General features: G+C 65.5%; 19 protein-coding genes. 8 read left to right on the top strand and 11 right to left on the bottom strand.

Going from position 1 to position 20058, the window contains the following annotated elements:
* The first annotated feature begins 2 nt into the window (after positions 1-2).
* The 5 genes from LH19_RS22685 (at position 3) to mmsB (ending at position 4221) form a co-directional block, all read left to right on the top strand.
* The gene (locus LH19_RS22685) at positions 3-1148 is read left to right on the top strand and encodes an acyl-CoA dehydrogenase family protein (RefSeq protein ID WP_054731970.1); all 1146 of its coding nucleotides are present in this window, start codon (positions 3-5) and stop codon (positions 1146-1148) included.
* Complete coding sequence (locus LH19_RS22680) at positions 1145-2203, top strand: enoyl-CoA hydratase/isomerase family protein (protein WP_054731969.1); 1059 nt, start codon at positions 1145-1147, stop codon at positions 2201-2203. Before LH19_RS22685 ends, LH19_RS22680 begins: the two co-directional genes overlap by 4 nt.
* 109 nt (positions 2204-2312) lie before the next feature.
* Complete coding sequence (locus tag LH19_RS22675) at positions 2313-3095, top strand: enoyl-CoA hydratase-related protein (protein WP_054731968.1); 783 nt, start codon at positions 2313-2315, stop codon at positions 3093-3095.
* Positions 3092-3349, top strand: coding sequence for a hypothetical protein (locus tag LH19_RS22670; protein ID WP_145923575.1), 258 nt, complete (start codon positions 3092-3094; stop codon positions 3347-3349). Before LH19_RS22675 ends, LH19_RS22670 begins: the two co-directional genes overlap by 4 nt.
* Positions 3346-4221 (top strand): 3-hydroxyisobutyrate dehydrogenase, encoded by an 876-nt coding sequence (gene mmsB, locus LH19_RS22665; RefSeq protein ID WP_054731966.1) that lies wholly within the window; start codon positions 3346-3348, stop codon positions 4219-4221. Before LH19_RS22670 ends, mmsB begins: the two co-directional genes overlap by 4 nt.
* Positions 4222-4426: 205 nt before the next feature.
* Here mmsB and LH19_RS22660 read toward each other — a convergent pair whose 3' ends face one another.
* From LH19_RS22660 to LH19_RS22610, 11 genes are all read right to left on the bottom strand, one after another.
* Positions 4427-4663, bottom strand: a complete 237-nt coding sequence (locus tag LH19_RS22660) for a hypothetical protein (RefSeq protein ID WP_054731965.1) — start codon at positions 4661-4663, stop codon at positions 4427-4429.
* A gap of 144 nt (positions 4664-4807) precedes the next feature.
* On the bottom strand, positions 4808-6841 hold the full coding sequence (locus LH19_RS22655) for a 3-hydroxyacyl-CoA dehydrogenase NAD-binding domain-containing protein (protein ID WP_054731964.1): 2034 nt from the start codon (positions 6839-6841) through the stop codon (positions 4808-4810).
* 22 nt (positions 6842-6863) lie between these two features.
* Complete coding sequence (locus LH19_RS22650) at positions 6864-8066, bottom strand: serine hydrolase domain-containing protein (RefSeq protein WP_145923665.1); 1203 nt, start codon at positions 8064-8066, stop codon at positions 6864-6866.
* Between the two features lie 8 nt (positions 8067-8074).
* Complete coding sequence (locus LH19_RS22645) at positions 8075-9022, bottom strand: aldo/keto reductase family protein (RefSeq protein ID WP_054731962.1); 948 nt, start codon at positions 9020-9022, stop codon at positions 8075-8077.
* An 11-nt stretch (positions 9023-9033) separates the two neighbouring features.
* The gene (locus tag LH19_RS22640) at positions 9034-9840 is read right to left on the bottom strand and encodes an SDR family NAD(P)-dependent oxidoreductase (protein ID WP_054731961.1); all 807 of its coding nucleotides are present in this window, start codon (positions 9838-9840) and stop codon (positions 9034-9036) included.
* On the bottom strand, positions 9837-10598 hold the full coding sequence (locus LH19_RS22635; RefSeq protein WP_054731960.1) for an SDR family oxidoreductase: 762 nt from the start codon (positions 10596-10598) through the stop codon (positions 9837-9839). Before LH19_RS22635 ends, LH19_RS22640 begins: the two co-directional genes overlap by 4 nt.
* Complete coding sequence (locus LH19_RS22630) at positions 10595-11662, bottom strand: phosphotransferase family protein (RefSeq protein ID WP_054731959.1); 1068 nt, start codon at positions 11660-11662, stop codon at positions 10595-10597. Before LH19_RS22630 ends, LH19_RS22635 begins: the two co-directional genes overlap by 4 nt.
* Positions 11659-12750, bottom strand: coding sequence for a Zn-dependent alcohol dehydrogenase (locus LH19_RS22625; RefSeq protein ID WP_054731958.1), 1092 nt, complete (start codon positions 12748-12750; stop codon positions 11659-11661). Before LH19_RS22625 ends, LH19_RS22630 begins: the two co-directional genes overlap by 4 nt.
* Before the next feature lie 172 nt (positions 12751-12922).
* A complete protein-coding gene (locus tag LH19_RS22620; protein ID WP_054731957.1) occupies positions 12923-14212 on the bottom strand; it encodes an acyl-CoA dehydrogenase family protein in 1290 nt (429 codons plus the stop codon).
* 111 nt (positions 14213-14323) lie between these two features.
* Complete coding sequence (locus LH19_RS22615) at positions 14324-15784, bottom strand: MFS transporter (RefSeq protein ID WP_054731956.1); 1461 nt, start codon at positions 15782-15784, stop codon at positions 14324-14326.
* Positions 15781-16638, bottom strand: a complete 858-nt coding sequence (locus LH19_RS22610; RefSeq protein WP_054731955.1) for an SDR family NAD(P)-dependent oxidoreductase — start codon at positions 16636-16638, stop codon at positions 15781-15783. Before LH19_RS22610 ends, LH19_RS22615 begins: the two co-directional genes overlap by 4 nt.
* A 172-nt stretch (positions 16639-16810) precedes the next feature.
* On the opposite strand from LH19_RS22610, the gene LH19_RS22605 reads away from it, so the two are divergent.
* Genes LH19_RS22605 through LH19_RS22595 form a run of 3 tightly spaced genes read left to right on the top strand, consistent with a single transcriptional unit; the run spans position 16811 to position 19935 of the window.
* Positions 16811-17992 (top strand): acyl-CoA dehydrogenase family protein, encoded by a 1182-nt coding sequence (locus LH19_RS22605; RefSeq protein ID WP_054731954.1) that lies wholly within the window; start codon positions 16811-16813, stop codon positions 17990-17992.
* A 3-nt stretch (positions 17993-17995) separates the two neighbouring features.
* On the top strand, positions 17996-19114 hold the full coding sequence (locus LH19_RS22600; protein WP_054731953.1) for an acyl-CoA dehydrogenase family protein: 1119 nt from the start codon (positions 17996-17998) through the stop codon (positions 19112-19114).
* A gap of 17 nt (positions 19115-19131) precedes the next feature.
* Positions 19132-19935: an SDR family oxidoreductase gene (locus LH19_RS22595; RefSeq protein WP_054731952.1), complete on the top strand. Its 804-nt coding sequence runs from the start codon at positions 19132-19134 to the stop codon at positions 19933-19935.
* The last annotated feature ends 123 nt before the right edge of the window (positions 19936-20058 follow it).

The raw sequence follows: 20058 nt of genomic DNA, 5'->3' as shown, positions 1-20058 counted from the left end.
CCATGACCGACCAGTTCCAGCTTACCGACGACCAGCTCGCCATCCAGGATATGGCGCGCAAATTCACTGCCGACCGCATCACGCCCTTCGCGGCCGAGTGGGACGAGAAAGGCCATTATCCCGTCGATGTCTGGAAGGCGGCGGGCGAGCTCGGTTTCGGCGCCATTTACGTCGCCGAGGAATCGGGTGGTATCGGGCTCGGCCGGCTTGAGGCGGCGCTGATCATGGAGGCGATGGCCTATGGCTGCCCCGCGACCAGCGCCTATGTCTCGATCCACAATATGGCGACATGGATGATCGACCGCTTTGGCGGCGCCGAGATCAAGGCGCGCTTCCTGCCCGAACTCGTCAGCATGGAGAAGATCGCGAGCTATTGCCTCACCGAACCGGGCTCGGGGTCCGACGCCGCGGCGCTCAAGACCACGGCGAAGAAGGACGGCGACCATTATGTGCTGAACGGCACCAAGCAGTTCATCTCGGGCGCCGGCTACAACGACATCTACGTCTGCATGGTCCGCACCGGCGAGGAAAAATCGAAGGGCATTTCCTGCCTCGTCATCGAAAAGGATACGCCGGGTCTGAGCTTCGGGGCGCCCGAGAAAAAGCTCGGCTGGAACGCCTCCCCGACCGCGCAGGTGATCTTCGAGGATTGCCGCGTGCCGGTCGAAAATCTGGTCGGTGCCGAGGGCGATGGTTTCCGTTTCGCGATGGCGGGGCTCGACGGTGGCCGCCTCAACATCGGCGCCTGCTCGCTCGGCGGTGCGCAGCGCTGCCTCGACGAGGCGATCGCCTATAGCAAGGACCGCCAGCAGTTTGGGCAGCCGATCGCCGATTTCCAGAACACCCAGTTCATGCTCGCCGACATGGCGACCGACCTCGAAGCCTCGCGCGCGCTGCTTTATCTCGCGGCAGCGAAAGTCACCGCGAACGCCCCCGACAAGTCGCGCTTCTCGGCGATGGCGAAGCGGCTCGCGACCGATAACGGCAGCAAGATCGTCAACGACGCGCTGCAGCTGTTCGGCGGTTACGGCTATCTGCGCGACTATCCGATCGAGCGTTTCTGGCGCGACCTGCGCGTCCATTCGATCCTCGAAGGCACCAACCAGGTGATGCGGATGATTGTCGGAAGGGACCTGCTGCGCCAATGACCCCAGAATCTACAAACGATGTCTTGATCTCGACCGACGGCCGCGTCGGCCGCCTGTCGCTCAACCGCCCCAAGGCGATCCACGCGCTCAACCTGCCGATGTGTCAGGCGATGATCGATGCGCTGCTGAAATGGCAGGGCGACGATAGCGTCGAGGCGGTGATCATCGACCATAGCGAAGGGCGCGGCTTCTGCGCCGGCGGCGACATCCGCATGCTTGCGGAGAGCGGCGCGAAGGACGGCGAGGAGGCGCGTTTCTTCTTCCACACCGAATATCGCCTCAATCATCTGCTCTTCACCTATGCCAAACCCGTCGTCGCCTTCATGGACGGCATCACGATGGGCGGCGGCGTCGGCATTTCGCAGCCGGCGAAATATCGCGTCGCGACCGAACATACGCGCTTCGCGATGCCCGAGACCGGGATCGGTCTGTTCCCCGACGTCGGCGGCGGCTGGTACCTGCCGCGCCTCGAAGGCCGCGTCGGCGTGTTCCTCGCGCTCACCGGCGCGCGGCTCGACGGCGCCGATTGCCTCGCGCTCGGCCTCGCGACGCATTATCTGCCGTCGGAGAAGCTCGCCGAGGCCAAGGACCGCATCGCCGCGCATCCCGACCGCATCGGCGGCATCCTCGGCGACCTCGCGGTCACCGCGCCGCCCGCCGCGATCACCGGGCAGATCGACAAGATCAACCGGTTGTTCGCGAGCGACACCTATGAGGACATCCTCGCCGCGCTCGAAGCCGATGGCGGCGAATGGGCGGCGAAGGAACTCGATGCGCTGCGCACCAAGAGCCCGCAGACGTGCAAGGTCGCGCTCCGCCAGCTCAAGGAGGGCGGCGAGATGCACGATTTCGCCGCGCAGATGACGCAGGAATATGCGATCGGCAGCCGCGTCGTCGCGATGCACGACTTCATCGAGGGCGTGCGGGCGCTGATTGTCGACAAGGACAACAGTCCGAAATGGGACCCGCCGACGCCCGAGGCGATCACCGACGACTGGATCGACGCGATCTTCGCGCCGCTGCCCGAAAACGAGAAATGGACCCCGCTTAGCTGATCTTGCCACCCACTCTTCTTCACCCCGGACTTGATCCGGGGTCCATTCCCGCCCTGTCGGAATGGATGCCGGATCAAGTCCGGCATGACGAAAATCCGGAGACTGCCGAATGACCTACGAAACCCTCCTCGTCGAAACGCGCGGCGCTGTCACTTTGGTGACGCTCAACCGTCCGCAGGCGCTGAACGCGCTAAACTCGGGTGTCCTGGAAGACCTTATTGCAGTCTTCGCCGCCTTCGAAGCCGACGACAGCCAGCGCTGCGCCGTGCTCACCGGATCGGGCGACAAGGCGTTCGCCGCGGGCGCCGACATCAAGGAGATGGCCGACAAGCCGGCCGCCGATTTCTATCTCGAGGACTTCTTCTCGAAATGGACGAGCGACTTCGTGAAGAAGGTGCGCAAGCCGTGGATCGCGGCGGTCAACGGTTTCGCGCTCGGCGGCGGGTGCGAGCTCGCGATGATGGCCGACTTCATCATCGCCAGCGACAAGGCGAAATTCGGCCAGCCCGAAATCAAGCTCGGCGTCGCCCCCGGCATGGGCGGGTCGCAGCGGCTGACGCGCGCGATCGGCAAGGCGAAGGCGATGGAAATGTGCCTGACCGGCCGGATGATGGACGCCGCCGAGGCCGAGCGCTCGGGGCTTGTCGCGCGTGTCGTCGAGCATGCGGGCCTCGTCGATGAAGCGGTGAAGACCGCGACCACGATCGCATCGATGCCGCCGATGGCCGCGATGGTGAACAAGGACATGGTCAACGCCGCCTTTGAAACCAGCCTCGACCAGGGGCTGATCTACGAACGCCGCCTGTTCCAGATCCTCGCCGCGACCGAGGACAAGGCCGAAGGCATGGCCGCCTTCATCGAGAAGCGCGAAGGCGTGTGGAAGGGGCGGTGATCGCCGGCCTGATTTCGCTGGCGATCGGGGCTGTCGCCCTTTTGGCCGGCTGGAATCACTGGCGATACCGCAAACAGGAAACGATCAATTTTCTGGAGGCGGCCATTCTGCGACCGACCGGCGAAGCGCCGCTGCCGCTCACGAAGCTCGATTGGTTTCTCAAATATCTTCAGGCCGTCCTCGGGTTCATTCTTGGACCTCTCTTCATTCTCGCGGGGGTGGCCATCATTCTGGGTGAATTGGAACTGCTATGAAAATCGCCTTTATCGGACTAGGCAATATGGGCGGCGGGATGGCCGCGAACCTGGCGAAGGCGGGGCATGACGTCCGCGCCTTCGACCTGAGCGAAGAAGCACTGGCGCGCGCCGCCGAGGCCGGCTGCACCCGCGCCGCGTCGGCCGCCGAAGCCGTGACCGGCGCCGAAGCCGTCGTCACCATGCTCCCGGCGGGCAAGCATGTCGCGTCGGTCTACGAAGCCGACGTCTTCCCCAACGCCACTCCGGGCACGCTGCTGCTCGACTGCTCGACGATCGACGTTGCCACCGCGCGTTCGAACATCGAAGCCGCGACCGCGAAGGGCCTCGTTGCGGTCGATGCGCCGGTTTCGGGCGGCATCGCCGCCGCCAATGCGGGGACGCTGACCTTCATGGTCGGCGGCACCGATGAAGGCTTCGCGCGCGCCGAACCGATCCTCGCCAAGATGGGCAAGGCGGTGATCCACGCCGGCGACGCGGGCGCGGGACAGGGCGCGAAGATTTGCAACAACATGCTGCTCGGCGCCTCGATGGTCGCGACGTGCGAGACGCTCGCGCTCGCGCAGAAGCTCGGGCTCGATCCGCAGAAATTCTTCGACATCGCCTCGGTCAGCTCGGGCCAGTGCTGGTCGCTGACCAGCTATGCGCCGCTGCCCGGCGTCGGACCGGCGACCCCCGCCGACAATGGTTACAAGGGCGGCTTTGCCGCGGCGCTGATGCTCAAGGATCTCCGCCTCGCGATGGAAGCTGCGGCGAGCGTCGACGCCGATGTCCCGATGGGATCGAAGGCGCGCGAGCTTTACGAAGCCTTTGTCGAGGCCGACAAGGACGGCCGCGACTTTTCGGCGATTATCCAAACCTTGCAGGACTGATCGCGGCCCGCGCGCAGGAAGGCGTAGCGGCATTGGGGTGGGAGCGGAGGTTCCAAACCTTTGTCATTCCCGCGAAAGCGGGAACCCAGTGTGGGGTAAGCCGACGCACGCCCTGGGTCCCCGCTTTCGCGGGGATGACGAAACAGGAAAGAATGAGCCGTCGGTTACCGGCCGAAACTCGCCGTCACGTCAGCATCCGAGCCGCTCAGTAAAAATCCGCCGTCTCACCGCCATCGCGGCGTGGCGTGCGGTGCACCTGTGTCGGTGCGCTCTTCTCACCGGTGCGGACCTCGATCCGTCCGTCCACCCGCCGTACCTCGGCGGGCGACACGATCCGCGCGCGCGCCACGGCGATTGCGGTCGCCTGCGGCTGCGGCGCCGGGGTGGCGGCCGGGGCGCTCGCGGCGAGGAGCAGGATGGCGGTGACGGGCATGGCGTTCATGCTCTGCCCTGACGACAGGTCTTGCCAGTCCTTTAACCCTGAATCGCAATATTTCCGCAGGACCGACGGCGGAACTTTGACAAAGAAAAGGCCGCCCGCCCCAGCTTGGGACAGGCGGCCTCGCTTTGCTTATCGGCTGGCGGTTCAGAAGCCGGCCTTCGCCGCCGCCTTTTCCTTGAGCAGCGGCGCGACCTCGAAGCCGTGGCTTTCGAGCGCGGCGGCGATCTTGTCGGTGCCTTCCAGCCCGGCCCAGAACATCGGGCCGCCGCGATAGACCGGCCAGCCATAGCCATAGATCCACACGACATCGATGTCCGACGCGCGCTGCGCCTTGCCCTCGGCGAGGATCAGCGCGCCTTCGTTGACCATCGGATAGAGCGTGCGCTCGACGATCTCCTGATCGGTCACCTCGCGCTTTTCGATCCCCGCCTTCTTGCGGAATTCGTCGATGATCTCGGCGACGCGGGCGCTTTCCGACGGATTGCGCTTGTCGTCATAGTCGTAGAAGCCCGCCTGCTTCTTCTGGCCCCAGCGGCCCTCGGCGCACAGCGCGTCGCGGATGCTTTCGATCCGGTTCGGGTCGCGGTGCCAGCCGATGTCGACGCCGGCGAGGTCCGACATCTGGAACGGGCCCATCGGCATACCGAAATCGGTGTGGACCTTGTCGACCTGCGCCGGGGTCGCGCCTTCGAGCAGCAGTTTCTGGGCTTCGATCTGGCGCGGCGTGAGCATGCGGTTGCCGATGAAGCCGTGGCAGACGCCCGCGACCACCGCAACCTTGCCGATCTTCTTGCCGATCGCCATCGCGGTGGCGAGGGCGTCGTCGGCGGTCTTGTCGCCGCGCACGACCTCGAGCAACTTCATGACGTTGGCGGGCGAGAAGAAGTGCATGCCCAGCACGTCGCCGGGGCGGCTGGTCGCCGCCGCAATCTCGTTGACGTCGAGATAGCTGGTGTTCGACGCGAGGATCGCGCCGGGCTTGGCGATCTTGTCGAGCTTGCCGAAGATCTCCTTCTTGACGCCCATATCCTCATAGACCGCCTCGATGATCAGATCGCAGTCGGCGAGCGCTTTGAGGTCGAGCGAGGGGGTGACCAGCCCCATCATCTGGTCGACCTGTTCGGGCTTGAAGCGGCCCTTGGCGGCCGACGCGTCGTAATTCTTGCGAATGACGCCGAGGCCGCGGTCGAGCGCGTCCTGCTGCATTTCGACGATCGTGCAGGCGATGCCTTTTTGCAGGAAGTTCATCATGATGCCGCCGCCCATCGTGCCGGCGCCGATGATGCCGACGCGCTTGATGTCGCGCAGCTTGATATCCTTGGGCAGGCCGTCGATCTTTGCCGCCTGACGCTCGGCGAAGAAGATGTGGCGCTGTGCCGCCGACTGGCTGCCGAACATCAGCTTGGTGAATTCCTCGCGTTCGAAGGCGAGGCCCTCGTCGAACGGCAGCCGGGTCGCCGCCTCGACGCAGGCGAGGTTGGCATAAGGCGCGTCGAAACCGCGCCAGCGCTTGGCGTTCGCCGCCTTGAGCTGTTCGATCACCGCGACGTCGCCGAACACCTTGCGTTCGCGCGTCGGGCGCGGGCCGTCGGCGATCTTGGTGCGGGCAAAGGCGATCGCATCGGCGGCCAGGCTGTCCTCGCCCGCGAGGGCGTCGACAAGGCCGAGGTCCTTCGCCTTGGCGGCCGGAATCGGCTCGCCGAGCGAGGTCATCGTCGCCGCGGCCTCGACCCCGACGACGCGCGGCAGGCGCTGCGTGCCGCCGGCACCGGGCAGCAGGCCGAGCTTGACTTCGGGGACGCCGAGCTTCGCCGAAGGCACGGCGACGCGATAATGGCAGACGAGTGCGGTCTCGAGGCCTCCCCCAAGGGCTGTCCCGTGGATCGCGGCGACGACCGGCTTGGTCGCGGCTTCGATGCTGTTCAGCACCGCGTTGAAATCGGGACCGCGCGGCGCCTTGCCGAACTCGCTGATGTCGGCGCCGGCGATGAAGGTGCTGCCGTCGCAGCGCAGCACGATCGCCTTGACGCTATCGTCGGCCAGCGCCGCGGCGAAATGATTGGCCAGCCCTTCGCGGACATGCCAGCTCAGCGCGTTGACCGGCGGGTTGTTGACGATGACGACGGCGACTTCGCCGTCCTTTTCCATCGTGACGCTGTTGGGGGTTTCTTCGGACATGGGAGACTCCTTGGTTTAGCTGTCAGTCATCGATCGCGGCGTGGACGAGGGTCTTGACCTCGCGCCGCACGGGATAGGTGGAGGAGGGCATGAGCTGGGTCATGAACACCATGCAGATTTCCTCGACCGGATCGACGAAGAAGCCGGTCGAGAACATGCCGCCCCAATAATAGTCGCCGGCCGAACCCGGGATGCCGGCCGCCGCCGGATCGAGCGTGACCGCGAAGCCGAGGCCGAAGCCGACGCCGGCATTTTCGTCCTCGCTGAAAATGCCGACGCTGTGCTGCGTCAGGTCGCCGCCGCCGACGAGGTGGTTCGACGTCATCAGATCGAGCGTCTTGCGGCTGATGATCCGCGTGTCGCCGAGCTTGCCGCCGCCGAGCAGCATCAGGCAGAAGCGGTGATAATCGTCGACCGTCGAAGCGAGCCCGCCGCCGCCTGATTCGAAGCTGCGGTCCTTCGCCCAGCGGCTGCGCGCGCCGCCGTCGAAACCCTGCATCTTGTCCTTGGGATGAAAGGCATAGGCGTCGGTCAGCCGGTGCTGCTGCTCGGCGGGCACCTTGAAGCCGGTATCGACCATGCCGAGCGGGGCGAAGATGCGTTCGTGCAGCACCTCGCCGAACGGCTTGCCTTCGATCCGCTCGATCACCGCGCCGAGCACGTCGGTCGCCATCGAATAATTCCAGTGCGCGCCGGGATCGAATTGCAGCGGGATCTTCGCCAGCCCTGCGATGAAGCTTTCCATCGTGTAATCGGCGTCGAAATCGTCGATCCGCGCCTTGCGGTAGGCGGCGTCGACCGGCGTGCGCTCCTGGAAGCCATAGGTCAGGCCCGCGGTGTGGCGCAGCAGGTCGACCATGCGGATCGGCTGCGTCGGCGGGCGGGTGAGGAAGGGGACGTTGCCGCCGCCGGCGACGAAGACGCCGGTGTCCGCAAACTCGGGGCAATATTTTACCAGCGGGTCCGACAGCGCGACCTTGCCCTCCTCGACCAGCATCATGAAGGCGACGCTGGTGATCGGTTTGGTCATGCTGGCGATGCGATAGATCGCATCATCCTTCAGCGCCTCGCCGGGGCGCGCCTCGCCGATGCACGAGCGATGCGCGATCTCGCCGCGCCGCGAGACGAGCGTCGCCGCGTGCGGCAGCCGTCCGGTGTCGACATATCGGGCGGCGAGGAAGGCGGGGATGCGGTCCAGCCGCGCGGTGTCGAAACCCTGTATCACTTTGCGGCTCACGAAACGCGAACTCCTTCGAGGATGGCGGCAGCCTCGGCGAGCAAGGCGGGGTCGATATCGAGGTCGGCCGCTGCGGCAGTCTCGCGGAGCTGCTCGGGGCGGCTTGCGCCGACGATTGCGCTGGTGATGCCCGGCTGCGCCAGGACCCAGCCGATCGCGAGCTGCGCCACGCTGCAGTCCGCCTTGTCGGCGACCGGCCGCAGCCGTTGCACGGCTTCGAGCACCGGGTCGGTCATATAGAGCTTCATGAACGCCGCATCGTCGCCTGCCGCGCGGGTGCCGGCGGGCGGCGTTGCGCCCGGCGTATATTTGCCGCTGAGCACGCCCATCGCGAGCGGTGACCAGACGATCTGGCCAATGCCGTTCGCCATGCTGACCGGGATCACCTTCGCCTCGGCGCGGCGATAGATCAGGCTATATTGCGGCTGGCTCGACACGAATTTGACGTGCGGCGGCGCAAGCGCGAGCGCCGCCTCGATCTGTTCGGGCGACCATTCGGAAAAGCCGATCGCGCGCGCCTTGCCGCTGCGCACGACGTCGGACAGCGCCGCCATCGTCTCTTCGAGCGGGGTGTCTGGGTCGTAGCGATGGCATTGATAGAGATCGACATAATCGGTTTGAAGCCGCGTCAGGCTGGCGTCGATCTGCTTTTCGATCTGCGCCCGGCTCAGCCCCCTGTCGCTGTCCGACATCGGGAAAAACAGCTTCGTCGCGAGCACATAGCTATCGCGCGGCCGCGCCTTCAGCACATCGCCGAGAAAGCTTTCGGCAGCGCCGCGACCATAGACGTTCGACGTGTCGATGAAATTGATCCCGGCATCGAAGGCCGCATCGACGCAGGCGCGTCCGGCGCTGTCGTCGACCCCGACCCCGTAGGTCAGCCAGCTGCCGAGGCAGATCGCCGAAACCTCGATCCCGCTGTCGCCAAGCTGCCGGTACTGCATATCGTGTCTCCTCAGTGCGAGGTCTGGCCGAGCAACTGACGCGTTACCGGATGCGAACTGGTGAGGCCACCGTCGACCGCGATCGCCTGTCCGTTGACATAGCTCGCCTGATCGCTCGCGAGGAAGAGCGCGACATTGGCGAGCTCCTCGGGCTGCGCGGCGCGGCGCAGCGGGTTGAGCTGGCCGAGCTTGTGGGTGACTTCCTTGGCCTTGGCATAGTCGAAGGTCGGTTTGGTCATCCCCGTTTCGGTGAGGCCGGGGCACAGCGCATTGACGCGCACGCCGCTCGTCGAAAGCTGCTGTGCCGCGACCTTGGCGAGGTTGATCACCCCCGCTTTCGACGCCGAATAGGCGCCGGGGCCGGCGCCCGAATTGATCCCGGCGACGCTCGCGGTCAGCACGATCGCGCCGCCGCGGCCCTGATCGACCATCGCCTTGCCGGCATGCTTCACCATCAGCGCGGGGCCGATCAGATTGACGCGCAGCGTCTCGGCCCAGGCATCGGGATCGAAATCGAAGATGCCGCCCATGTCGCCGATGATTCCGGCATTGGCGAAAGCGATATCGAGCGCGCCATAGCTTTCCTGCGCCGCCGCGACGAGGCTGGCGACATCGGCTTCGACGCCGGCGTCGATCTCCAGCGCGACGACCTCGCCGCCGGCGTCCTTCACCAGCTTTGCGGTGTCGTGCACCGCCGCCGTCTTGTCGCCGATAACGAGCTTCGCACCCTCGGCGGCGAAGCGCAGCGCGCTCGCGCGGCCGATTCCCGAACCGGCGCCGGTGATGATCGCGACCTTGCCGTCCAATGCTCCGCTCATACCACCACACCTCCATCGACCACGACCGTCTGTCCGGTCATGAAACTCGCTGCGCCCGACCCCAGGAATACCGCCGCGCCCGCGATCTCGCGCGGCTCGCCGATGCGGCCGAGGCACGCGTTCGCGGTCGAGGCCTTCAGATTTTCGGGATTTTCCCACAGCGCCTTGGCGAAATCGGTTTTGACCAGACCGGGCGCGATCGCATTGATGCGGATGTTCGAGGGGCCGAACTCGCGCGCCAGATTCTTGACCATCTGGATGTCGGCGGCCTTGGTGATCGCATAAGTCCCGATGATCGGCGTGCCGCGCAGCCCGCCGATCGACGAGACGAGGATGATCGATCCCGAAGCCCGCGCCCGCATGTCGGGCACGACCATCGTGATCAGCCAGTGCTGCGCGACGATATTATGGTCGAGCGTCTTGCGCAGCGCCTCGTCGCTGATCGTCTCCATCGGCCCGTAATGCGGGTTCGACGCCGCGTTGCAGACGAGGATGTCGATCGGGCCGAACGCCGCGCGCCCGGCATCGACCATGGCTTGCAACGATTCCTTCGACGACAGACTCGACGACACGGCGATTGCATGGCCGGGATGTTTGGCGTTGATCGCCGCCGCGACCTCTTCGCACGGTTCGATATTGCGGCTGGTGATCACCACCTTCGCGCCGTGATCGGCATATTCCTCGGCAATCGCGCGGCCGATACCGCGCGACGAGCCGGTGACGATCGCGACCTTGCCGGCGAGGTCGAACAGGTTCATGCCCCGGCCTTCTTCGCGAAATCCCACGCCTTTTCGGCGAGCGGGCGGACGCGTTCGGACATGTCCCTTGCGTGTTGTGACGAGGCGGTACCCTCGATCACGCGCTTCTTGATCCCCTGGATAATCCCGGCGAGGCGGAAGAAGTTGTAAGCGAAATACCAGTTCATGTCGGGCACGCCGTCGCGGCCGGTGGCGGCGCAATAACGTTCGACCACCTCGTCGAGTTCGGGAATGCCGAGCGCCTTGCGGTCGAGGTCCATGACGCCCGACCGACCGCCATTCTCGGTCACCCACGCCATTGCGACATAGGTGAAATCGGCCAGCGGATCGCCCAATGTCGACAGCTCCCAGTCGAGCACCGCGAGCACTTCGGGCCGGTCATGCGCGAAGATCATATTGTCGATGCGATAGTCGCCGTGGACGACGCTGGTGCGCGTCTGTTCGGGCAGCGTCGCGGGCAGCCATTCGATCAGCCGCTCCATCTCGTCCATCGTTTCGGTTTCGGAAAGCCGGTACTGTTTCGTCCAGCGGTCGACCTGGCGGCCGAAATAATTGCCGGGCTTGCCGAAGTCAGACAGGCCCGCGGCTTCGATATCGACGCTGTGCAATGCCGCGAGCGTATCGATCATCGCGTCGTAAGTCGCATGGCGGTTCTCCGGCGTCGACCCCGGCATCGCGCCGTCCCAGATCGTCCGGCCGTCGACCATGCCCATGACGTAAAACCAGCTCCCGACGACATCGTCGTCGGTGCACAGGCCATATTGGCGCGCCACCGGGAAGCCGGCCTTATGCAGGCCCGCCTGCACCTTATACTCGCGGTCGACCGCATGCGCCGAGGGAAGCAGCGGGCCGAAGGGCTTGCGGCGGAGGACATAATTGCCCGACGGCGCCGAAATCTTGTACGTCGGGTTCGACTGGCCGCCGGCGAACTTGCCCTGCGTCAGCGGACCTTCGAACCCCTCGACATGGGCCTCCATCCACGCGGTGAGCTTCGCCTCGTCGAGGACATCGGCGCCCTCGGGCGCGACGGTGCCGCTGAAGGCTTTTTGCGCGTCGAGCGTCATTGGTCGAACACGATCACCGACCGCGCGGCATCGCCCTTCTTCATCTTGTCGAACCCTTCGTTGATCTTCTCGAGCGGAATCGTCTCGGCAACGATGCTGTCGAGGTCGAGCAGCCCGCGCAGGTAGAAATCGACGAGGCGCGGGATATCGACGGGGAAGCGGTTGCCGCCCATGATCGCGCCCTGCAATTTCTTGCCCGAGAGCAGGTCCATCGCGCCGAGCCCGACCTTTTCGGTTAGCGGCATCATGCCGAGGATCGTCGCGGTGCCGCCGCGGCGCAGCGAGGCGACCGCGAGGCTGGCCGACGCCGGACGCCCGACCGCCTCGATCGCATGGTCGACGCCGCCCCTGGTCAGCTCGACGATCTGCTTCGCGGCATCGTCGGCGAGCGCATCGACCACGTCGGTGGCGCCGAGCTTCTTAGCGAGTTCGCGCTTTTCGGGCACCGGGTCGGCGGCGATGATCCGTCCCGCGCCGGCGATCTTCGCGGCGTTGATCGTCGCGAGCCCGACGCCGCCGCAGCCGACGACCGCGACCGTCTCACCCGGGGTCACCTTGCACGCGTTGAAGATCGTGCCGGCGCCTGTCGTCACTGCGCAGCCGATCACCGCGGCGCGGTCGAGCGGCATGTCGGGATCGATCGCGACGCAGGCATGTTCGTGGACCAGCATCGTCTCGGAAAAGGCGCTGAGGTTCAGCATCTGGTTGACCGGCGATCCGTCGGGGCGGGTAATGCGCGGCGCCGACCCCGCCGGCCGCCGCGTGTCGCCGCCCATGCACAGCGACATGCGGCCCGATACGCAGAATTCGCAGTGGCCGCAGAAGGCCGAAAGGCAGGTGACGACCACATCGCCGACCTTCACTGTGCGCACTTCGCTGCCGACCGCCTCGACGATCCCTGCCGCTTCGTGGCCGGGGATTGCGGGCAGCGGATGCGGATAGGCGCCGTCGATGAAATGCAGGTCCGAATGGCAAAGCCCGCACGCCGCAGTGCGGATGCGCACCTCGTGCGGGCCGCAGTCGGCGACCACCACATCTTCGATGACGAGCGGCTTGCCGGGTTCGATCAGGATCGCGGCCTTGGTCATGTGGAACTGCAACCTTTCCCATTTTCGCGGGGCAAAACCCGCTTATCCAATTCCGTCATTGCGAGCGGAGCGAAGCAATCTCCAGCCTGGATCACGGCGCAAGGCCGATGGTTGGAGATTGCTTCGTCGCTTCGCTCCTCGCAATGACGATATTCGGCTTAGGTCGATGCGTTTAACGCGTCGCGCCGATGTCGCCCGACGAGAAGCCCGGCTCGCTTGCGTCGCTGTGCTTGGCGAATTCGATGCGGGCGATCGCGCGTTCGTGCACCTCGTCGGGTCCGTCGGCAAGCCGCAAGGTGCGCTGGTGCGCATAGGCCTGCGCGAGGCCGAAGTCCTCGGAGACGCCGGCGCCGCCATGCGCCTGGATCGCGTCGTCGATGATCTTCAGCGCCATGTTCGGCGCCTGCACCTTGATCATCGCGATCTCGGCGGCCGCCGACTTGTTGCCGACCTTGTCCATCATGTCCGCCGCCTTCAGGCAGAGCAGGCGCGTCATCTCGATATCGATGCGCGCGCGGGCGAGGCGATGTTCCCAGATGCTGTATTCGGCGACCTTGCGACCGAAGGCGACGCGCGATTGCAGACGCTTCGCCATCTTGGCGATCGCTTCTTCCGCGACGCCGATGGTGCGCATGCAATGGTGGATGCGGCCCGGCCCGAGGCGGCCCTGCGCGATCTCGAAGCCGCGGCCTTCGCCGAGCAGCATCGCTTCCTCGGCGTTGACGCGGACGTCCTTCAGTTCGATTTCCATATGGCCGTGCGGCGCGTCGTCATAACCGAAGACGGGCAGGTGGCGCAGGATGTTCACGCCCGGCGCGTTCAGCGGCATCAGCACCATCGACTGCTGCGCGTGACGCTTGGCGGCGAAATCGGTCTTGCCCATCACGATCGCGACTTCGCAGCGCGGATCGCCGGCACCCGACGACCACCATTTGGTGCCGTTGATGACATAGTCGTCGCCGTCGCGCTCGATGCGTGTTTCGATGTTCGTCGCGTCGGACGAGGCGACGCGCGGTTCGGTCATCAGAAAGGCCGAGCGAATCTGGCCGTTCATCAGCCGGCCGAGATATTTTTCCTTCTGCGCGCGCGTACCGTAACGGTGGAACACTTCCATATTGCCGGTGTCGGGCGCCGAGCAGTTGAACACCTCGCTCGCAAAACCGACGCGGCCCATTTCCTCGGCGCACAGCGCATATTCGAGGTTGGAAAGGCCGGGGCCCTCGAACTCGAACGTCTCGTCGACATGATGGTGCGCGCCGCTGCGCGGCGGCATGAACAGGTTCCAGATGCCGGCTTCCTTCGCCTCGGCCTTCAGATCCTCGACGATCTGGATCACCTTCCAGCGGTCGCCGGCGGCGTCCTGCTGCTTGTAGGTCGGCACCGCGGGGCGTATCTTGCGCTCGATGAAATCGCGCACCCGGTCGCGCCAATAGACCTGCCGGTCGGTGAGATCGAAGTCCATCTTCGCTTCCTTTCCCTTTACGTTCACGTAAACCTTTGGACCGATTCGCGGGCCTTGCCAAGTCCTGCGGGCCGAAAATTACCCCATTTGGTCGGCCTGCGACATTTTCCGTTACGGATGCGCCCCCGTCGCGTCGGGCTCGGCGCGCGCTGCATCGTCGAGCAGCGCCAGCCGCGCTTCGTGGTCGGCGCGCGAGATCGGGAATTTGCGCATCACGAGCAGCCCCAGCGTGCCGATGACGAGGATCGCGAGCGCATAGCCCGCCGCCAGATTGCCGAGCACCGCGTCGCCGACCTCGCCTGGTTTGGCGTTGGCCGGAAAGGCGGCGAAGGACAGGATCAGCCCGGCGGCGAAGATACCGATGCCGGTCGCGCATTTCTGCATGAAGAAAAAGCCCGCGAAGAACAGCCCCTCCGACCGGCGGCCGGTTTCGCTCTGCGAGGCTTCGACGACGTCGGCCATCATCGAGGAGGAGAGGATCATCAGGATGATCGAGAAGGTGTTCGAGACGAAGACCAGCGCGAACATCGCCGCGACGCTCGGCTTGCCGGGCAGGCCAGGGAAAAAGCCCTGGATCCACGCGAAATAGATGCCGCTGTTGACGAGCAGCGCGATCGCCCCGGCGACGATCGCGCCGTCGCGCTTGCCGAGCCGGGCGGACATCGGCGCGACGAGGATGAAGGCCGCGATCATCGTCCCGAACAGCAGGAAGACATAGGCGATCATTTCGCCCTGCGTGAACCGCCAGAAGAAGCTCAGCAGATAATTGTTCATCGAGAAGGTGATGCCCTGATTGACGTATCCGAACAGCGCCGCGAACACGAGCCACAGGAAGGCACGGTTCGACAGCGTGTCGCGCATGTCGCGGACGATATGGGCAAGGCTCGCGGCAGGCTTGACGTCGGCGAGGTTCGACACCGCGATCCGCCGGTGCTGCCCGGCGGCCGACACCAGCACCGCCCCCGACATCATCAGCGCCCCGGCGAGCGCATAGGGGAAATAACCGTCGGGATCGACAAGCCCCTTGGCGCCGCCGAAGAACACGCCATAGGCCAGCAGCAGGATGACGAGGCCGCCGCCCCAGCCGAACAGGAAGCGAAAGCGCATGACGGCGGTGCGCTCGTCGTAATCGGCGGTCAGTTCGGGGACAATCGCGACCGACGGCACCTCGCACATCGACACCAGCGAGCGGACGACGATCGCGAGCCCGATCAGCCAGGCGACGGTCATCGTGTCGCTCATTTCGGGCGGGCTCCACAGCAGCATCCACGCGATCGCGAGCGGGATCGGGGCGCCGTAAAGCCAGGGCAGGCGGCGGCCCCAGCGGCTCCGCGTGCGGTCGGTCAGCTCGCCGATCACCGGGTCGACGAAGGCATCGGCGATCAGCGCGATCATGATCGCGGCGCCGACGATGCCGGCGTCGAGGCCGATCACCTGATTGTAGAACAGCAGCAGGAAAGTCGAAAAGCCGTTGTCCTTGACGCCATAGGCGATGCTGCCGAGCCCGTGCGTCGCCTTCAGCCAGAGGGGCAGGCGTTTGGGTGCAGGCACCGCCGTGGCGGCAGCACTCACGCGGCGGCTCCGGCCTTCGCCGCTTCCTCCATCGCCAGCAGGGCGTCGAACATGCCCGGTGTTTCCTTGTCCCACGCGTGCCGCTGGCCGATCGTCAGCCCGCCGTCGACGAGCAGGTGGGTGCCTGTCATAAAGCTCGACTCCTCGCTCGCCAGATAGGCGACGGCGTTCGCGATATCCTCGGGCTGGCCGCCGCGTGCAACGGGCTGCGCGTTCGCGCTCATCTCGGCAATCACGGCGTTGGCCTGATTCTTGAGTTCGCCCGGCACGTCGAGCGAGGCGGTGAAGATGTTGGTGTTGATGAAGCCGGGGCAGATCGCGTTCACGCGGATGCCGTACTGCGCCAGATCGGTCGCCGCGACCTTGCTGAGGTGGAGTACGCCCGCCTTCGCGACCGCATAGGCGATCGGCGAATAGCCGGCACCGAGCGCCGCGACGCTCGCGGTGTTGACGATACTCGCCCCCTTGCGGCCCTTCATGTGCGGCGCGGCATAGCGGATGCCCATCGCGACCGATTTGAGGACGAGGTCCATCGTCCGGTCCCAGCCCTCGGGCGAAATCTCGTCGATCGGCGCGCGGTCGCCGCCCGCGGCGGCGTTGTTGAAGACGATGTCGATGCCGCCCGTCTTTTCGGCGGCCGCGTTCATCAGCGCCTCGATGTCGGCGGGGACGGTGACGTCGCAGCGGACGAAATCGATCTTGCCGTTCGATGCGGCGGCGAGCGCGGTTCCGCCCGCTTCGTCAATGTCGGCGGCGAAGACATGCGCGCCTTCGCCCGCCAGTTTCAGCACCGTGGCTTTGCCGATGCCCGACGCCGCGCCGGTGACGACGGCGACCTTGCCTGCGAATCGCATATCCTCTGCTCCCGTTTTATTTTGCCACTCAGCTTAGGCGCCCGAAAAGCCGCGTCAACGGCGGTCGAACGGACGCTACGGCGCCGTAGCGGCAGGTTGCCGCGCCCAAGTTGACGCTTGCGTAAAGTAGCGAACCGGACGTAGATTTGCGGGAGAGAAGAGGAGCCTTGAGATGAGCGATCTGGACGCCTTCCGCGCCGAAGTGCGCGCGTGGCTGGAAACCAATTGTCCCCCGGAAATGCGCGAACCGGTGCGCGAGGAAGGCGACGTCTGCTGGGGCGGCCGCAACTGGGAATTCAAGAACGAAGCCCAGAAGCAGTGGCTCGAGGCCTGTGTCGCCAAGGGCTATACCGTCCCCGACTGGCCCAAGCCTTATGGCGGCGCCGGCCTCTCGCCCGAAGAGACCAAGGTCCTCAAACAGGAAATGAAGCGGATCAATGCGCGCTCGCCGCTCGACAGCTTCGGCATCTGGATGCTCGGCCCCGCGCTGCTGAAATTCGGCACCGAGGAGCAGAAGGTCCATTATCTGAACCCGATCGCGCGCGGCGAAATCCGCTGGTGCCAGGGCTATTCGGAACCCGGCTCGGGCAGCGACCTCGTCTCGCTCCAGACCTTCGGCGAGGACAAGGGCGATCACTGGGTCGTCAACGGGTCGAAGATCTGGACCAGCTATGCCGACAAGGCCGACTGGATCTTCTGCCTCGTCCGCACCGACAAGGCGAACAAATATCAGGGCATCACCTTCATGCTCTTCGACATGGCGAGCAAGGGCGTCACCACCAAGCCGATCCTGCTGATCAGCGGCAATTCGCCCTTCTGCGAAACCTTCTTCGACGATGTCGAGGTGCCGAAGACGCAATATATCGGCGAGATCAACCGCGGCTGGGACGTCGCCAAATATCTGCTCGGCCACGAACGCGAGATGATCTCGGGCGGCGGCGCGGGCGGCGACATGGTCAGTATCGGTGCGCTCTTTGCGAAGTCGCTCGGCAAGAACGACCATGGCGAGCTCGACGACCCGATCCTGCGCGCCGAAATGGCGGCGTTCGACGTCGACGTCTTCGCCTATCGCGCGATGGGCGAGCGTTTCATGGATATGTGGAAAACCGGCCGCGCGCATCCGGCCAGCTCGAACATGATGAAATATGTCGGCACCGAATTGAACAAGCGCCGCCACGAACTCGTCATGTCGGGCGGCGGCAGCGAAGCGCTCGAATGGGACAGCGAGGAGACCAAGGGCGGCGCGCGCGCGCGCGGCTGGCTGCGCACCAAGGCCAATTCGATCGAAGGCGGGACGAGCGAAGTCATGCTCAACGTCATCGCCAAGCGTATCCTCGACCTGCCCGGAGCCTGACCCATGCCTCTCTATCACAATGACGATCAGGCGATGCTCAAGGACAGCGTCGCCCCCTTCGTGGCCGAACAGGCCCCCGTCCTGCACCTCCGCAAGCTGCGCGACGAGGCCGATGCCACCGGCTTTTCGCGCGACCTCTGGGCGCAGTTCACCGAAATGGGCCTGCCCGGTATGCTCGTGCCCGAGGCGCATGGCGGGCTCGGCATGGGGCATATGGAAGCGGGGATCGTGCTCGAGGAAATCGGCCGCAACCTGACCCCGTCGCCTTTCCTCGCAACCAGCGTCGGCGCGGTCGCCGCGCTCGCCAAGGCTGGCGGCACGCAGGCCGGCCGCTGGCTTCCCGCGATCGCCAGCGGTGAAGCGATCATCGCGCTCGCGATCGACGAGGGCGCCAAGCACCGCCCCGACCGCATCGCGACCACCGCGACGCGCGCGGGCAACGGTTTCCGCCTCGATGGAAAGAAGAGCTTCGTCCTCCACGGCCATGTCGCCGACATGAGCATCGTCGCGGCGAAGACCGACGGCGGTATCACGCTCTTCGCGGTGCCGAAGGACGCCAAGGGCGTTACGGCCGATCCGCGCCGCCTCGTCGACTCCAGCCTCGCGAGCCATGTCACGCTCGATGGGGTCGAGGTCGATGCCGACGCGGTGATCGGCGAGGTCGATGCCGGCGGCGAGATCCTCGACGCGCTGCTCGCCGCCACCCGCACCGGCGCTGCCGCCGAAATGGTCGGCGTCGGGCAGGGCGCGATGGACATGACCGTCACCTACCTCAAGGAACGCAAGCAGTTCGGCAAGCTGATCGGCGAGTTCCAGGGGCTCCAGCACCGCGCCGCGCATCTCTATGGCGAAATGGAGGTCGCGCGCGCCACCGTGATGAAGGCACAGCAATTGCTCGACGAGGGCAGCGAGGGCGCGAAGCTGATGGTCTCGGTCGCCAAGGCCAAGGCCGGCCGCGCTGCGAATCTCGCGGTGCGCGAAGGCGTGCAGATGCATGGCGGCATCGGCATGACCGACGAATATGACATCGGCCTCTATATGAAACGCGACCGCGCGCTCGCCGAATATATGGGCGATGTGCACTACCACATCGACCAGGTCGCCCGCATGAACGGCTATTGAGCCGGGGAGTAAAGACAATGAATCTTCAGGACATGTTCGGCCTCGACGACCGCATCGCGCTCGTCACCGGCGGTTCGCGCGGCATCGGCAAGATGATCGTCGAGGGCTATCTCGCCGCGGGCGCCGCGCGCGTCTATATATCGGCGCGCAAGAGTGCGCAGATCGAGGAAGCCGTCGCCGATTTCGGAACCCGCTACCCCGGCAAGGTCATCGGCCTTCCCGTCGATCTTTCGACCGTCGAGGGTTGCCGCGCGCTCGCCAAGGAACTCGAAGCGCGCGAAGAGCGGCTCGACATTCTCGTCAACAACGCCGGCGCGGCATGGGGCGAACCCTTCGAGGGCTTCCCCGAGGCGGGCTGGGACAAGGTGATGGACATCAACGTCAAATCGCCCTTCTTTCTGACCCAAGCGCTGCACGGGCTGCTCAAGGCCGGTGGTTCGCACGACCGTCCGGCGAAGGTGATCAACATCGGCTCGATCGACGGCATGCGTTTGAACCCGTGGGAAACCTACAGCTATCACGCATCGAAGGCCGCCATTCTCTACCTCACCAAGCGCATGGCGGCGCGGCTGGTCACCGATCATATCCTCGTCACCGCAATCGCGCCCGGCGCTTTCCAGTCGGACATGAACAAGGCGGCGCGCGATCATGGCGATGCGGTGGCGCAGAGCATCCCGACCAAGCGCATCGGCGTGCCCGAGGATATGGCGGGCGCCGCGATCTTCCTCGCGTCGAAGGCGGGCGACTATGTCGTCGGCGATACGATCACCGTCGACGGCGGGCTGGTGCACGGCGACCTGAAGACGAGCATCGACGCCTGATTTCTCCATTATCGTCACCCTCGAACGAGACACGTGGCTCGTTCGACTCGATCCGGGGCCCATGACTACGGCCGTTGAATGGATCCCGGATCAAGTCCGGGATGACGATAGTGGATAAGTTGA

This window comes from Sphingopyxis macrogoltabida (genome assembly GCF_001314325.1).
Taxonomy (GTDB): Bacteria; Pseudomonadota; Alphaproteobacteria; order Sphingomonadales; family Sphingomonadaceae; genus Sphingopyxis; species Sphingopyxis macrogoltabida.
Note: the sequence above shows the minus strand (reverse complement) of the source record. Positions and strands in the feature narration are given on the sequence as shown.